This window comes from Kitasatospora sp. NPDC085464 (assembly GCF_044541955.1).
Taxonomy (GTDB): domain Bacteria; phylum Actinomycetota; class Actinomycetes; order Streptomycetales; family Streptomycetaceae; genus Kitasatospora.
In genome coordinates this window covers 87109-102780 of the sequence record NZ_JBITTM010000004.1, presented here as the reverse complement: position 1 = coordinate 102780, position 15672 = coordinate 87109, and the positions used below count along the sequence as shown (strand labels likewise).

Here is a 15672-nt window from a genome sequence, read left to right as displayed (position 1 = left end):
GACCGGGCCCCGGCGACGCACCCCGCGCCGGGGCCCGCCCCTCGTGCGGGGGTGTCAGCCGTGGCGGTCCAGCCGCGCGCGGACGGCGTCGGCGTCCCGGTGCTGCAGGTCCTCCAGGATGGCGAGGCTCTGCCTCCAGGAGTGCACGGCCGACTCGCGGTCGCCGAGCGCGAGGTGGGTGTCGCCGATGTGCGTGTGGATCTCGGCCTGGAGGAAGTAGTCGCCGATCACCTGGCGCAGCCGCAGCGACTCCTGGTACGCGGGCAGCGCCTCGGGGTACTCGCCGACGCTGTGGTGGATGTAGCCGATGCTGTCCAGGATCGAGGACTGGGCGGGGAGGCTGCCGCACTCGCGGGCCAGGTACAGGGCGCGCCGACAGGAGGGCAGGGCCTCCCGGGGACTGCCGAGGAGCGTCAGGTACCAGCCGACGCTGTTGAGCGCGAGGGCCTGCCCGTGCAGGTCGTCGATCGACTCGAACACCCGCAGCGCCCGTCGGGACTCGGCCACCGCTTCGGCGTAGGCGTGCTCCTCGCCGTGGGTGATGGCGAGGTCGAGCTGGGTCTTGCCCTGCCGCGCGCGGTCCCCGAGCTCGGCGAACAGGTCGAGTGCCAGGCGCAGTTCGCGGTGCGCCCGGGGCTGGCGGCCCTGCGAGCGGTGCACCTGGCCGAGCCAGCGGTGCGCGTGCGCCCGGCGCGCGAGGTCCCCGGTGCGCTCGGCGGCGGCCAGGGCGGTCTCGCTGACCTGCTGCCACTGCTGCCACAGGCCCGACTTGAGCAGGTAGGACACCTGCGCCCCGGCGAGCTGCCAGGTGTGCCCGTCCAGCCCCGCGCGCTGCGCGCAGACGACGACGCCCTCCAGGACCTGCTGCTCCTCCCGGTACCAGTCCAGGGCGTGCGGGCGGTCGGTGAGGCTCTCCGGCGTCACCCCGGCGGACGGTTCCGCGAGGTCGAGCGGCGGCCAGGAGACGTCGTCGGCGTACGCGTGCAGTCCGGCGAGGTGGGCGGTGTGCAGGTAGTGGTCGACCATGCGCAGCGTCGCGTCGGCCCGCTCCCGCGGGGAGTCGTGGCGGACCGTCTGTTCGGCGGCGTAGGCGCGCAGCAGGTCGTGGAAGCTGTACCGCTCGCGGTCCGGCGTGGTGATCAGATGGGCGCGGTGGAGTTCGTCCAGGAGACGACGCGCCTCGGCCGGCGGCAGCCCCGCGAGGCTCGCGGCCGCGGCCGCGCTGATGTGCGGGCCGGGGTGCAGGCCGAGCAGGCGGAACAGGCGGGCGGCCTGCGGGGCCAGGGCGTGGTAGGACCAGGAGAACACCGCCCGGACGTCGGCGTGGGCGTCGTCGACGGACAGCGCGTCCAGCCGGGCGCGGGTGTCGCGCAGTTCGTCCGTCCACACGTCCAGCGGGGTGCCCGGGTGCTCGGCGGCGCGGGCGGCGGCGATGTTCAGGGCCAGCGGCAGCCGGGCGCACAGCTCGACCAGTTCCCCGGCCGCGTCCGGTCGGCCCAGCACGGTCTCGCCGCCCAGGCGCCGCGCCAGCAGTTCGAGCGCCTCGTCGCGGGAGAGCACGTCGAGGGCGAGCGGCACCGCGCCGTCGAGGGCGACCAGGGCGGGCATCCGGTTCCGGCTGGTGACCAGCACCAGACAGCCGGCCGATCCGGGCAGCAGCGGTCGCACCTGCTCCACCCCCCGGGCGTTGTCGAGGACGACCAGGGTCCGGGTGTCGGCCAACCGGCTGCGGTACAGCGCGAGTTGCCCCTCCGGGTCGGCGGGGATCCGGGTGGCGGGCACGCCCAGCGCCGCCAGGAAGCCGCGCGCCACACCGGCTGCGTCGACCGACGGGCCGACGGGGTCGAAACCCCGCAGGTCGGCGAAGAGCTGGCCGTCCGGGAAGTGGTCGGCCACCTGGTGGGCGAAGTGCACGGCCAGGGAGGTCTTGCCCACCCCGGCGGTGCCCGCGATCGCCGAGATCACGACCGCGCCGCAGTCGGGCACCCGATCGCCCAGCAGCGCGTGCAGCTCCTTGAGTTCGCGGGCCCGCCCGGTGAAGTGCCGGACGGCCGCCGGCAGCTGACGCGGCACCTCGGCCTGGGGGACGGTCCGGCCCGGGGCCGTCGACCGGTCCTGCATCGCCGACCGGTCCTGCGGCACCGACCGGTACTGCGGCACCGACCGGTACTGCGCCGCCGCGTCGGGCCTCCCGGCCGCCGGCATCGAGCGCAACTCGTCACGGTCCCGGGCGATCTGCTGCCACCGCTCCCGCCACCGCGCCTGCTCCGCCGGGGCCGCGCCGCAGGCACGGACGAGGGCCAGGCAGACCTCCAGCCGCGGCAGTTCGCGCCGACGCGGGTTGAGCGCATCGGACAGGGTGCTGCGCGCGACACCGCTGCGCCGCTGCAGTTCCTGCAGGGACGGCTGTCCCGCCCGTACCTTCAGCGCACGCAGCTCACGTATGTAGGCGGCCACGCTCCCGGCCGGTTCGTCCGCCTGCCGACGCGGCTGCACTTCCGTCATGCGATTCCCCCTGTGAGACCGGCCGCCCGCGCTGGGCAACCGGGTTCGTCCGGACTCGACCGAGAACATTGTGGTGCCCGTGCCGCGATCCGCAGACTTCTTTGCAGACGAAAAGTGTCCGGCACGGCGCCGGGGGCGAGGAGGGGGACACCATGCGGATCGTGCAGCGGCTCGCGACCGGCGGCAGGGCGGTCTCCTGACGCGGCGCGCCGAGCGGTGACCAGGATCCGCCAGGGAGCGGGCCGCGGCGTCACCCGGGTTCCAGGAACCGTCGCGAGTACCCCGGTTCGAGGGGGGTGACGGATTCCGAGAGCCGGCAGGAACGGGGGTTCTTCCGGCTCGTGGGGTACGACCCGGGCATCGCCGAGGCCCGTGCGGAGACCGGCACCGACGTCCCTCCCGGCACCCGACGGCGCAACGGCCGCGGCCGGTGGCAGGGACTGACGACGGGCGGCACCACCGACCCCACGCGGTGGTGCCGCCCGTCGTCGTACCCGTCGTACCGGTCGCGCCCCGTCGGCCCGTCGGCCCTTCCGGTGGAGGGCTCGCCCCGGGCGGACGGCACGCGGTAGCGTCGGCACCGAACTGATCCCACTCCCCGGAGGTTCCCGTGCCGCAGATCCTGGTCGACCACTCGGCCGAACTCGACTTCGACCGGACGGCCTTCGCCGACGAGGTCCACAAGGCGATCACCGAGGTCATCGACACCACCGTCGACCACTGCAAGACGCTCTTCCGCCCGGCCGACCACCACCGCGTCGGCGACGGCACGACCGGGGAGGCCGCGGTCCTGGTCGAGGTCAAGATCCTGGCCGGCCGCACCGCGGAGCAGCGCGCCGAACTGACGGACCGGATCCTCACGATCCTCCGCTCCCGGATCACCCGGCCCGCCGCCCTCGGCGTCCAGGTCACCGAACTCGACCGCGACACCTACCGCTTCGTCCACCACCCCGGCGCGCACTGACCGCTGCGCACCTGCACCCGCACCCGCACCCGCACCCGCGTGCTCGCCCGCGCCCGCGTCCGTCACCGTCGGTGCGGCGCGGTGCAGCGCCGCACCGACGGGCACGATTCCGTCGACCGCCGAACGGTGCCATGCTGGGGACATGACGGAAAGCAGCGCGGCCGTCCCGCTCCGTGAGCGGTCGGAAGTCGGCGGACGCCGGCGGGAGTTGGCCGCGGCGACGGTGGGGTCGGTGGTCGAGTCCTTCGACTGGAACATCTACGCCGTGCTCGCGCCGTACTTCGCGGCGGACCTCTTCGGGCACGGCAAGCACGGGGTCGGCGGTGTGCTCGGCGCGTACGTCACCTTCGCGGTGGGGTTCGTGGCCCGGCCGGTCGGCTCCTACCTGATCGGGCGGCTCAGTGACTCCCGGGGGCGGCGTTCCGCGCTGAGCCTGGGCATGGCGGTGATCGCCGTGGCGAGCCTGGGCATCGCGGCGGTGCCGGGCCGGCACGCGATCGGGGTCTGGGCGGCGGTGCTGGCGGTGGTCGCACGGGTGGTGCAGGGGCTCGCCTTCGGCGGGGAGGCGCCGAGCGTGGCCGCGTACGTGACCGAGACGGCCCCGCCGCGGCACCGGTTCGCGTTCAGCTCGGTGTCGTACGGCGGCGTCATCCTCGGCTCGCTGCTCTCCTTCGGGGTGCTCACACTGCTGATCCACACCGTCGGCAAGTCCGGCCTGGAGAACGGCGGTTGGCGCTGGGGATTCGTGGTCGCCGCGCTGCTCGGGCTGGCCGCGGTCTGGGTGCGGCGGCAGGCGCCGGAGAGCGCGGAGTTCCACCGGGCCCGGGAGCGCGCCGCCGCCGGCGGCCGCCCGCCGTTCCTGCGGATGCTCCGTGAGCACCGGTGGGCGGCGCTCACCGTCTTCCTCAACACCCTGGGCGGGACGGTCGGTTACTACTTCGCCCTGGTCTACCTCCCGCAGTACGCCGCCGCGTACCACGTGATCGACAAGGAGTCGGCGGCCTCGTTCATGACCGTGGTGCTCGCTGTCGTGCTGGTCACGATGCTGCTCACCGGCGCCGCCGCCGACCGCTTCGGCCTGCTGCCGGTCGCCCGGATCGGGTTCGGCCTGCCGATCCCGCTGGTCGGGCTGCTGCTCGCCGGGCTGCGCGGGGGCTGGCTACCGTTCCAGGTCGTCGCCGTGGTGCTGGGGATGCTGGTGGCGACGGTGCTCGGCACGCTCAACGTGTTCACCGGGCTGCTGTTCCCGACCGAGGTGCGGGCGGTCGGCCTCGGCGTGGTCAACGCGGCCACCATCGCCGCGTTCGGCGGCACCTTCCCGCTGCTCGCCGCATGGCTGGGCGACCGGCACCTGCTCGGCGTGATCCCCTGGTACGTCACGGTGTGCACGATCGGCCCGGCCCTGGGGCTTCTGACGGCGATGAAGGTGCCCTCCTTCGCGGCCGCCGTCCGGGACACCGCGGCCGTGTCCCGCCGTTCACCGGCATCCACCTGACGGACGATCATCGCCTGTGGTTGAGTGGTCCGGACATACGCCGAACGGGGAGGGCGAGCGTGGGTACCGACAGGCCGGACACCAACGAACCGGACAGTGCAGCCGGGAGCAGCGGATCCGACAGCAGCGGATTCGGCGACGACGGATTCGACGACAGCGGATTCGACACCGACGCTTCCGAGAGCTGGCTGACCGAGGCCGGGTTCGAGGAGCCGCCGCAGGTCGACCTGCGCACCGACCGGGCGCACTCCGCCCGGGTCTACGACTACCTGCTCGGCGGCAAGACGAACTTCCCGGCGGACCGCGAGGTCGGCGACCGCGTCATGGCCGACCTCCCGGGCGCGCGCGAGGGGGCCACCGCCGCCCGGGCGGTGATGCACCGGATGGTGCGCCGGCTCGCCGAGGTGCACGGCATCCGCCAGTTCCTGGACGTCGGCACCGGCATCCCCACCGCGCCCAACCTGCACGAGATCGTCCAGTCGGTCGATCCGTCCTCCCGCGTGGTGTACGTGGACAACGACCCGATCGTGCTCGCCCACTCGCGCGCGCTGCTCACCAGCACCCCCGAGGGCCGCACCGCCTACGTGCAGGGCGATCTGCGCGATCCGGAGAAGTTCCTCGCCGACCCGGCGGTGGCCGGCACCCTGGACCTGAACGAGCCGGTGGCGCTGACGCTGATCAACATCGTGCACTTCCTCACCGACGAGGCCGCGCACCCGCCCGTCCGCAAGCTCCTGGACGCCCTGCCCGCCGGCAGTTTCCTCGCGCTGACCGCGGGCACCGGCGACACCGCGCCCGACCGCGCCGAGATCGGCACCCGCCGCTACGCGGAGGCCGGGATCGAGGTCCACATGCGGCCGCGGGAGGGAGTCGTGCGCTTCTTCGCGGGCCTCGAACTGGACGACCCCGGTGTGGTGCTGATCAACCGTTGGCACCCGGAGCTGGGTGACGCCCCCTCTCCGGGGCTGGCCGACGAGCAGGTCCCGGTGTACGGGGGAGTGGGCCGCAAGGTCTGACCGCCCAGGGGTCCGGCCCCGTCGAGGTCCGGCCGGGCGAGGTCCGCCCCGTCGAGATCCGGCCCCGCGCGGCCGGCCACCGCCGATATTCCGTCAGTTCGACGACCGTCAAACGGGAGCTTGCCGAAACGATCGACCTTACGTGCACATGTCATTAAAGTGACTGCCTGTCGAACCCCCACTCGGCAAGCGGAGTCCCCATGACCATTGCACGCAGGTCCATCCTCAAAGGCACCTCGGCGGCCGGAGCCGCCCTCGTGGCAGCAGGCACGACGACGGCCGCGCAACCCGCGGCCGCCCAACCGGCCGATGACGCCCCCACCAGCCCGCTCCTGCAGTCCACCCCGCACCGCAGCGGCGCAGCCGGCGTCATCGGCCTGCACCTGCAGTTCGGCAACGACCCCGGTGCGGAGATGACCGTCTCCTGGCTCACCCCGCAGTCCGTCCGCCGCCCGCAGGTCCGCTACGGCACACCCGACGGCGGCCTCGGCCGGGTCGTCCAGGCCGAGACCCGGACCTACCGGGACTCGATCGACAAGGTCGAGGTGTACGTCCACCACGCGCGCCTCACCGGCCTGCGCCCGGGCACCACCTACCTGTACAGCGCCGGCCACGACGGGGCCAATCCCGAGACCGGCACCTTCACCACCGCCCCGCGCGGCCGGGCGCCCTTCACCTTCACCAGCTTCGGCGACCAGGCCGCACCCAACCTCCGGCGCCTGGTCACGTTCCCCGACGGCATGCCCTCGCCGCTCGGCAAGTACCCGGTGTTCATGAGCAGCCAGGTCGGCACCGCGGCCTCCGCGGACATCGTCGCCGCCGTCGAACGCATCGGGCCGCTGTTCAACCTGATCAACGGCGACCTCTGCTACTCCTCCTACGCCGGCCGCCACGGCCAGAGCCGCACCGCGACCTGGGCCGACTGGTTCATCAGCAACAGCCGCTCCACCCGGCTGCGCCCCTGGATGCCCTGCGTCGGCAACCACGAGAACGAGGGCGGCAACGGACCGATCGGCGCGCTCGGCTACCAGGCCTACTTCTCCCTCCCCGACTCCACGGCCTCCTCCGACGAGGAGACCCGGGGCATGTGGTACGCCTTCACCGTCGGCTCGGTGCGCTTCATCAGCCTCGCCAACGACGACGTGGCCATCCAGAACTCCGGCGACATCTATCTGCGCGGCTACTCCGGCGGTGCCCAACAGCGCTGGCTGGAGCGAGAGTTGCGGGCGACTCGGAGCAACCGGGCGATCGACTGGATCGTGGTCTGCATGCACCACCCGATGATCTCCAGCTCGATGCACGGCGCCGGCAGCGACCTCGGCATCCGCGAGACCTGGGGCAAGCTGTTCGACGCCTACGGGGTCGACCTGGTGGTGTGCGGCCACGAGCACTACTACGAGCGCTCCCACCCCGTCCGCGGCACCCTGCCCAACGACACCCGCACCCCGGTGCCGACCGACACCCGCACGGACATGATCGACACCGGGCGGGGAACCGTCCACATGATCATCGGCGCCGGCGGCAACGCGGCCACCACCCAGGACGACCTCTTCGAGCAGCCCAAGGGCCGGGTGGTCATCGGACTGGAGGCCCCCAAGCCGGGCGCGCCGTACCGGGAATCGGTCTGGCTCACCGAGGACGCGCCGTGGGCCGCCGTCCAGGACCGCGAACACGCCCACGGCTTCGCGGCCTTCGAGGTCGACCCCGGTGACCGGCGCGGCGGCACCACCACCATGAAGGTCACCTACTACACCTTCGACGGGCCGCACGGCGACCTCACGCCGGTGGACACCTTCACGCTGTACCGGCGCCGGACGGACGGTCGCGACGGCTGAGACCGGGGCTGGGGCAGGGCCGGGGGCGGGGACGCACCCGCCCCCGGCCCTCACCCCGCGGGTCCCCTCCCTCAGCGGCGGAAGATGCCGGTCAGCACGTCCCACCAGCTGCGCCGCTGAGCGGGGAGGGCGGGGGCCGCGGCCCCCGCCCTCCCCGCGCCCTGCGCCGCCCGCTCCGCCTCGGCCGCCAGCTGCGCCAGCTCGGCCCGCTCGGCCGCCGCCCGCTCGGCCTCGGCGACCGACTCCGGGTCCGGCTCGATGTCGCGCGGGGTGAACTCCACCGGCAGCGCGGTCAGATGGCGGGAGATCCAGGCCGAGGTCCAGGTCAGGTCCTCCTCCTCGACGGCGAGCCGGAGGTCCGGGAGCAGGGTGAGCAGGATGTCGATGCCGGCCTCGGCGACGTGCCGTCCGATGTCCTGGCCGGGGCACTCGTGCGGCCCCGCGCCGAAGGACAGGTGCGAGCGGTTGCCGTACAGCGGGGTGGCCAGGTCCGGGCGGACCACCGGGTCGACGTTCCCGGCGGCGAGCCCGAGCAGCAGCAGGTCCCCGGCCTTGATCTGCTGCCCGCCCAGCTCGGTGTCGGCGGTGGCCCAGCGGCCGGCCACCAGGGACATCGGCGGGGAGTCCCACAGCACCTGGTCCAGCGCCTCGCCCAGGGTCATCTGGCCGCCGGAGAGGTGGGCGCGGAAGCGCGGGTCGGTGAGGACCATCTTCAGCGAGTCGGCGATCAGGTTGACGGTGGTCTCGTTGGCGGCGAGCAGCACCACCCGCAGGTGCTCCATCACCTCGTCCTCGGTCAGCCCGGCCGGGTGCTCCAGCAGACGGCTGGTCAGGTCGTCGCCGGGGGCCTCGCGCTTGATCGCGATGGTCCGGCGCAGGCCGGCCACCACGTACTCGTTGCTGGCGATGGCCGTCTCGGTGCCCTTCATCAGGTCCCGTGCGGCGTCGACCAGTTGCGGCCCGTACTCGTCGGGCATGCCGAGCAGCTTGGTCATCACCAGCATCGGCAGGTGCTCGGCGAACTGGGTGATCAGCTCGGCCCGGCCGGTCGGCCCGACGACCTGGACCAGGTCGGTGGTGAACCGCCGTACGTGGCGGCGGATCCCGCGCCGGTCGAAGCGGTTCAGGCCGTCCAGGACGGCGCCGCGCAGTCGGCGGTGCTCCTCGCCGTCCGCGAACACGCAGATCGGCTGCCAGGCGATCACCGGTAGCAGCGGGGAGTCCATCGGGAGTTCGCCGGAGCGCATCGCCGTCCACAGGCGCGAGTCGCGGGAGAAGAGCGACGGGGTGCGCATCGCGGTGATGTTGGCGCCGTGGCTGAGGACCAGCCAGGCCCGGTGGTCGCCGTGCAGCAGCACCGGGGCGACCTCGCCGTACTCGGCGCGCAGCTTCTCGTAGAGGCCCGCCGGGTCGGCCTCGGCCTCCGGTCCGTAGAGGCGCCGCAGGCCGCCGGGGCCGATCGGGCCGGGCGTCCCGATCGGGCCGGGGGCCCCGGGGGAGGCGGTGGGTCCGGAGGGGCCGGTCGTCGCGGCCGGCGCGGTGGCGCGGTCGTGCGCCGGGCAACCGGGCGGCGGGGTGGGGACGGCGTCTTCGGGGAGCGGGGTGGTCACAGGATCTCCGGTCACGGGGGTCGGTCGAGGCGGCGTCAGCGGACGGGCGGCGCGGCCAGCTCGTACAGGTAGTGCATCAGCGTCATCAGGGTGTCCCGGCTGGACTGGCGGCTGCGCGCGTCACAGGCGACGATCGGCACCTCGGTCGGCAGGTCGAGCGCCCCGCGCAGCTCCTCCAGGGGGAAGCTCGGTGCCTCCGGGAAGCCGTTGACGGCCACCACGAAGGGCACGCCGCGCTCCTCCAGCCGTCCGATCACCTCGAAACTGACCTCCAGCCGGCGGGTGTCCACCAGGACCACCGCGCCCAGGGCGCCCTCGAACAGGCCGTTCCAGAGGAACCAGAACCGCTCCTGTCCGGGGGTGCCGAAGACGTACAGCACGAGCCGGTCGCTGATGCTGATCCGGCCGAAGTCCATGGCCACGGTGGTGGAGGTCTTGGCCTCGACCCCGGTGGGGTCGTCCACGCCGACCCCGGCCTGCGTCATGGTCTCCTCGGTGGTCAGCGGGCGGATCTCGCTGACGGAGCCGACCAGCGTCGTCTTGCCGACGCCGAAGCCGCCCACGATCACCACCTTGACCGCCGTGCTGACGCTGTCCGGCAGCAGGTCCGCGCCGGCCGGCCCCACCACCGTGTCAGAGCCGCTGAAGTCCATGGATCACCGCCTCCAACAGGGCCCGGTCGGGAAGTTCCGCCGCCGGTACGGCGGCGCGGGCCTCGATCAGTTCGTCGTCGAGCAGGTCCGCCAGCAGGACGATGACCACGCTCGTGGGCAGCTCCAGGTAGGCGGAGACCTCCGCCACCGAGAGCGGGGAGCGGCACAGCCGCAGGATGGCCGCGTGCTCGGGCTGCAGGGCGGGCGTCGGCTCCCCGCGGGAGACGATCAGGGTGACCAGGTCGAAGACGCCCGGCCCGGACGGACCGCTGCGGCCGCGGGTGATCACGTACAGGCGGTCGGGCTCGGGGCCGTCCCAGCCGCCCTGGTCTGCCGTCATGCAAGCGCCTCACTGTGCTCGTTCATGCGGCCGTCCCGCCGCCGGGCCGGTCCGGGGGCCGGTTCACGCGACCACCTCGGGGTTGCGCGGCGGCGTGGACAGGTGCTCGCCGATCCGGGCCACCAGGTCGCGCATCTGGTGGCTCACCAGCCCGGCGTCCACGCCCTCGTCGGCGAGCACCGCGAGGTAGGCGCGGTCGCCGGCGGCCATCAGGTAGAAGTAGCCGCCGTCGACCTCGATCACCACCAGCCGCATCGAGCCGTCGCCGTGCGGGAACTCGTGCCCGACGGCGGCGGCCAGGCTCTGCAGCCCGGCGCAGGCGGCGGCGAGGCGGTCGGCGGTGTCCGGGTCGGCGCCGTACTGGGCGATCCGCAGCCCGTCGGCGGACAGCACGATGATGTGGCGTACGTACGGGACACTGTCCGCGAGGTCGTTGAGGATCCAGTCCATGTTGCTCCGGTGCGGAATCACTGCCAATCGCCCTTCCCTGCAGTCTCTTCACTGGTGTGTCCGGTCGGACCGGTGGCCGGGCCGTCGCCGCCGGTGCCCTTGTAGCCGTCCATGAACGCCTCCAGCCACAGGCCCGGCTGCTTCGGCTCCTTGGCCGGGCGGGGCGCCCGGGCCGCCGGTCCCGCCATCGGTCCCGAGGTCGGCCCGGCCGGCTGGGCGGCGGTGCGCGCCGGTCCGGCGGGGCCGGTCCGCGGCACCGGCCGGTGGCGGCGGCGCTGCGGGAGCCCGTTGGCCGTCCGCTCGGTCACGATCACCTCGTCGTCCCCGGCGGGCGCCGCCGCGGTGGACGGGGACCCCCACGGGTTGGTCGAGCCGTAGGACGGTCCGACGCCGGCCGAGGTGGTCGGGGCGCCCCAGGCCCGGGCCGGGGCCGCGTGCCGGGGCGGGTTCGCCGGGAGCGGGCGCGGGCCGGAGAAGGCGCCGATGCCGTGCGCCCGCCCGGTCGGGGGAGCGGTGGTGAGCAGCTCCTGCGGCACGACCAGCACCGCGCGCACCCCGCCGTACGCGGAGCGGCGCAGCGACACCTGGAAGCCGTACGCCTGGCAGAGACGGCCGACGATGGCGAAACCCAGCCGGGGGGACTCGGTGAGGTCGTCGAAGTCCTTGGAGACCATGGCCTCGCGCATCGCCTGCTCGGCGCGGGCACGGGCCTCGTCGGTGAGGCCGAGGCCGCCGTCCTCGATCTCGATCGCCATCCCGCTCTGCACCTCGGACGCGCTCAGGTGCACGTGGGTGTGCGGCGGGGAGTAGCGGGTGGCGTTGTCGAGCAGCTCGGCGACGGCGTGGATCAGCGGTTCGACGGCCGGTCCGGTGACCGAGATCTGGGCCACCGGGTGCAGGTCCACCCGCTGGTACTCCAGGATCCGGGACATGCCGCCGCGCAGCACGCTGTAGAGCGCGATGGGCCGGGTCCACTGGCGGCCGGGGCGGGCGCCGGACAGGACGGCGATGCTGTCGGCGAGGCGGCCGGTCAGCGCGTTGCCGTGGTCCAGGCGCAGCAGGTCGTCGAAGACGGCCGGGTCGTTGCCGTGCCGGTCCTCCATCTCCCGCAGGTCCTTGGCCTGCCGGTGGATGATCGCCTGGACCCGGCGGGCGATGTTGACGAAGGCGCGCTCGGCGGAGTCGCGCCGGCTGACCTCGTCGTCGACGGCGACGGCGATGCCGTGCGCCACGGACACCAGGGACTTGCGGAACCGCGGCGAGACGGACGCGTCGCCCTGCTCGACCGGCTTCAGCAGGATGTCCATCGAGTACCCGTACCGGGACCCGGAGACGACCCGGCGCAGCTCGACCTCGGCCAGCCGCGCGAGCTCGTTCTCCTGCCCGGCCAGCCGGCGTTGCAGGTCCTCCGCCTGTCGGGCGCTGCGGTCCCTCAGCTCGGTCAGCGCACGCCCCCGGCGGGCCGATTCGGCGGCCACCACGGCCACCAGCACGGTGCCCGTCGCCCCGCACCACAGCACCCCGGCCCGGGCCCCGGCGCCCACCACCGCCGCGGCGACCGCGACGGCGGCCGCCATCACGGCCGTCGGCAGCAGCCAGCCGAGCAGGGGCGCGGGGCGCCGTCTGGCGGGTGACGATCCAGGTCGAAGCATTCAGCATCCTCAAACGATCGGAACAGTACGGGGACGGACGGCGACCGGCTCCGGAGGCGTGGTGCTGCAGCATAGCCAAGTTCAGGACAATCCTGACCAAGACTCAAAAATACTGTCTCTCAACCGACTTGTGGCAACTTGCCGGACATGACCGACATCTCGCACACCAGTCCCACACCCGGCGGATCGCCGCCCCGCACCAGGCTTCTCGCCCTGCCGCCCGCGCACCGGCAACCCGGCCCGGATTCGCCCATGTGAAGGGTTTCCGGCCCAAGTCCCCGCGGAGTTCGCCGAGTTCGTGCTAAAGGCCGTCGATGTCGGTCAATGTCACGCCAGTTGATCACCCGGACGAGGGGGTCGTCGGCGGTGTGGTGCGCTCCGGCGCGGCCCGGAGCTGTTCGATGCCGTCCTCGAAGCGCGGATTCGTCTGCGTGTCGAGTGCCTCGCCTCCTAGGGTCATCGCATGACCGACCACGGACACCGAAGCCCGGACCCGCTGGGCCAGACCCTGTGCCACCTCATGGGCCACGGGGTCTGGACGGGCATGCTGGAGGACGCGTTCGAGCGCCGGCACCCGATCGGCGCCACCCTGCTGCGGCAGGGCGAGCCGGGCACCCATGTCCTCGCCCTGCTGGCCGGGGTCGCCAAGGTCTGCCGTCGGGAGCGCAACGGCGACGTCCGGCTGCTGGCGTTCCGCGGCCCCGGCGAACTGCTCGGCGAGGTGGCGGTGTTGGACGACGGCGCCCGCTCGGCGAGCGTGCACGCCATATCGGACTGCACGGTCGCGGTGCTCACCAAGACAGTGTTCCTGCGCTTCGTCACCGAGCAGGGCCTGTTCCCCGTGATGGTGCGCTACGCCATGGGCCGGCTGCGGGAGTCGGACCTGGCGCGCTCCGGTGGCGACGTGACGGCACGGCTGGCTGCCGCGCTGGTCGCGCTCGCCGATGTCTCCGGGGGAGTGAGCCGGGAGGGGCGGACCGAACTCGCCCTGACCCGCGACGAACTGGCCCAGCACCTCGGCGTGTCCCGAAACACCGTCACCACGGCGCTCGCGGGGCTCAGCGCCCAACGGGTCGAGGTCCGACGGAAGGCGATCGCCATCGGTGACCCCGCCGCCCTCCGTCGCGTCGCCGAGACGCTTCACCCTGGGGCAGGAGTTGGACGAGCTGCTGGCACCCGAGCTGGTGCCGGCCCAGGTCGCCGAACTCGTGGACACGGTGAGCCGGGCCGGCGACGAAGAACCCGACCTGGCCGACCTGGGCCAGCGCCTCAGCTTCCTCGCCGAGACGGAGGTCCCCGACCTCCTGAGCGCGCTTCGAGAGGACCCGGACGCACTGGCGTTCCTGCTGGTGACCAGCGTCTTCGAGGGGCTTGATCACCGGCTCGTCCGGGACGAGACCGACAGGCTGCTCAAGCTGGCCGACGGCCGCCTCGATGCGGTGTTCCGGCCCGTGGACCGGGACGGCGATCAGGGTCAAGGCATGCGCGGTGAGACCCCACGGCCGAACCCGCGGTTCGTCTTCCGGCGGTCATTGGACGAACTGCTGGAGACCGTTCGGGCCGAGTACCTGCCCAGCGAGGTCCGGGAGGCCGAGGGCTACACCTTCACGGTGGAGCCTGTCCGCTTCAAGCGGCACCGGCAGGCGGAGACTGTGCTGCGGCACGTGTGGCGGCAGTACGGCGAGGTGTCCGGACTGCTGACCGAGTGGATGGACGACGTCCCCGGCACCGAGCCCGAACTGGCCCGACCCGTGGGCCGCGTGATGGGACTCGCCGCCGGCTGGAGCGGGGGCCGTCGGGCGCTGCGGCACATCCACGAACTGGCTCGGTCCGACCGCGCGCAGAGCCGTCGCACGGCCGCGTACGCGCTGGGCATCGCGGCGCAGAACGAGGTGCTCGCCGGAGAGGTGAAGTACCGGCTCAGGAGCTGGAGCCTCAACGGAGGCTGGCGGCTCCGGTCGACCGTGGCCGATGCCTGTGGCATGGATTTCGGTGCCTCCCGGCCGGCCTTCGCGATCTCACTGCTCCGGCATTGTCATCGCGGGGAGGAAGGCGATGAGCAGACGGTCGCCCGAGCTGTCGAGTGGGCACTGACGAGCCTCTTCGCGGGCGGAAACCAGGTCGCCGTCTTTCGCCACCTGATGGAGTGGGCAAGCCGACCGGGGCGTGACGGCGAGCTCGCGCTGAGCGTCTTTCCCCACCTGCTGCTGGACCCGTCGTGGTTCCAGCAACAGCTGCTCACCGAGACCGAGTTCACCGATGCCGTCATCGCCTTCATCCGCAGTGCGCTCAACGATGACGGCCGCTACGGCCGCACCAGCCTCGTGCTGCTCGAATGGTGTCACAGGGCCCTCCGGGACGAGACGCTGCAGGCCGCCGTGGAGTCGCTGCTCACGGTGCTCGCTCAGGGGATGCGCACCGGAGAGTTCAGGCTGCTCGTCGCGGTGGCCGGTGGAGGCTCCGAAATCGTCGGGCGTGACATCGCTGTTTGGGCCCTGGAGGCCTGGAAGCGCGGCGAGCCGCAGCCGCACTACCCCGCCCACACCTCCGAAGGACTCCGATGACCACCGACACCGACCGGCCCGTCTACACCCAGGCCACCCGTGCCCCCTGGCAGGAGATCCTGTGGCACCGCTGGTCCGGGCGCCGCGACCGGGCCCTGGTCCTGCGGGACCGGAGCGGCACCCTCGTACTGCGCCGCGGCATGCGGCGGCACACCCTCTACCTGGAGGAGTTCACCCACCGCCTGGCCGCCGACTGGCTCACCTACCGCCACCGGCGCTGGCCCACCAGCGTCAACCCCCACCTGCTGGTCACCCAGAAGACGGCCCTCGACCCGGACCACCCAGCTGTCGGCCGGATCACCATGCAGCTGAACCTGGTCCTGCCCAAGGGGCGCACCCTCGACAAGCTCCGCCAGGACCGCATCCTCGACGAGGCGTTCGCCACCGGCGACCCGCTCAAGCTCATGCGGCTCTTCGGCATCACCGAAGACACCGCCATGCGCTACGTCACCACCGCCCACCCGGAACGCACCACCAAGCTGCCCCGGTAGCCTCACCGCCACCAGCTGCTCGGCCGGCGCGCCGACTCAGCCGGCGGTGTCGGGGCTGGCGCGGGTCGCCCGCCGCCACCCGTCAGTGATGTGGGCC

12 protein-coding genes and 1 pseudogene are annotated in these 15672 nt (G+C 73.1%); 7 read left to right on the top strand and 6 right to left on the bottom strand.

Annotated elements, in window-relative coordinates; translation table 11 throughout:
* Positions 1 to 54: 54 nt before the first annotated feature.
* Positions 55 to 2505 (bottom strand): ATP-binding protein, encoded by a 2451-nt coding sequence (locus ACIGG8_RS04945; RefSeq protein WP_396545858.1) that lies wholly within the window; start codon positions 2503 to 2505, stop codon positions 55 to 57.
* A gap of 610 nt (positions 2506 to 3115) precedes the next feature.
* Between ACIGG8_RS04945 and ACIGG8_RS04940 the strand changes: the two genes are divergently transcribed.
* The 4 genes from ACIGG8_RS04940 to ACIGG8_RS04925 all read left to right on the top strand — a co-directional run bounded on the left by ACIGG8_RS04940 (position 3116) and on the right by ACIGG8_RS04925 (position 7815).
* On the top strand, positions 3116 to 3469 hold the full coding sequence (locus ACIGG8_RS04940) for a 5-carboxymethyl-2-hydroxymuconate Delta-isomerase (RefSeq protein WP_396545857.1): 354 nt from the start codon (positions 3116 to 3118) through the stop codon (positions 3467 to 3469).
* A 142-nt stretch (positions 3470 to 3611) separates the two neighbouring features.
* Positions 3612 to 4964 carry an MFS transporter gene (locus ACIGG8_RS04935; RefSeq protein ID WP_396545856.1) on the top strand — a complete coding sequence of 451 codons (1353 nt, stop codon included), beginning with the start codon at positions 3612 to 3614 and terminating at the stop codon, positions 4962 to 4964.
* A gap of 188 nt (positions 4965 to 5152) precedes the next feature.
* Entirely contained in the window at positions 5153 to 5980 is an 828-nt protein-coding gene (locus ACIGG8_RS04930; protein WP_396545995.1) for an SAM-dependent methyltransferase, read from the top strand.
* Positions 5981 to 6180: 200 nt separating this feature from the next.
* Complete coding sequence (locus ACIGG8_RS04925) at positions 6181 to 7815, top strand: purple acid phosphatase family protein (protein ID WP_396545855.1); 1635 nt, start codon at positions 6181 to 6183, stop codon at positions 7813 to 7815.
* Positions 7816 to 7886: 71 nt separating this feature from the next.
* Here the strand turns inward: ACIGG8_RS04925 and ACIGG8_RS04920 are convergent, their stop codons facing one another.
* From ACIGG8_RS04920 to ACIGG8_RS04900, 5 genes are all read right to left on the bottom strand, one after another.
* Positions 7887 to 9425, bottom strand: a complete 1539-nt coding sequence (locus tag ACIGG8_RS04920) for a cytochrome P450 (protein ID WP_396545854.1) — start codon at positions 9423 to 9425, stop codon at positions 7887 to 7889.
* A 35-nt stretch (positions 9426 to 9460) separates the two neighbouring features.
* Positions 9461 to 10078 carry an ATP/GTP-binding protein gene (locus tag ACIGG8_RS04915; protein ID WP_350523175.1) on the bottom strand — a complete coding sequence of 206 codons (618 nt, stop codon included), beginning with the start codon at positions 10076 to 10078 and terminating at the stop codon, positions 9461 to 9463.
* Positions 10059 to 10418, bottom strand: coding sequence for a DUF742 domain-containing protein (locus ACIGG8_RS04910; protein WP_350523174.1), 360 nt, complete (start codon positions 10416 to 10418; stop codon positions 10059 to 10061). Before ACIGG8_RS04910 ends, ACIGG8_RS04915 begins: the two co-directional genes overlap by 20 nt.
* Before the next feature lie 63 nt (positions 10419 to 10481).
* On the bottom strand, positions 10482 to 10868 hold the full coding sequence (locus ACIGG8_RS04905; RefSeq protein ID WP_396545994.1) for a roadblock/LC7 domain-containing protein: 387 nt from the start codon (positions 10866 to 10868) through the stop codon (positions 10482 to 10484).
* A gap of 17 nt (positions 10869 to 10885) precedes the next feature.
* Entirely contained in the window at positions 10886 to 12520 is a 1635-nt protein-coding gene (locus ACIGG8_RS04900) for an ATP-binding protein (RefSeq protein ID WP_396545853.1), read from the bottom strand.
* A 463-nt stretch (positions 12521 to 12983) separates the two neighbouring features.
* On the opposite strand from ACIGG8_RS04900, the pseudogene ACIGG8_RS04895 reads away from it, so the two are divergent.
* The 3 genes and pseudogenes from ACIGG8_RS04895 to ACIGG8_RS04885 form a co-directional block, all read left to right on the top strand.
* A pseudogene (locus ACIGG8_RS04895) lies at positions 12984 to 13586 on the top strand (Crp/Fnr family transcriptional regulator); the annotation flags it as partial.
* A 91-nt stretch (positions 13587 to 13677) separates the two neighbouring features.
* Complete coding sequence (locus tag ACIGG8_RS04890; RefSeq protein WP_396545852.1) at positions 13678 to 15084, top strand: hypothetical protein; 1407 nt, start codon at positions 13678 to 13680, stop codon at positions 15082 to 15084.
* Complete coding sequence (locus ACIGG8_RS04885; protein ID WP_396545851.1) at positions 15081 to 15575, top strand: hypothetical protein; 495 nt, start codon at positions 15081 to 15083, stop codon at positions 15573 to 15575. Before ACIGG8_RS04890 ends, ACIGG8_RS04885 begins: the two co-directional genes overlap by 4 nt.
* Positions 15576 to 15672: the final 97 nt, after the last annotated feature.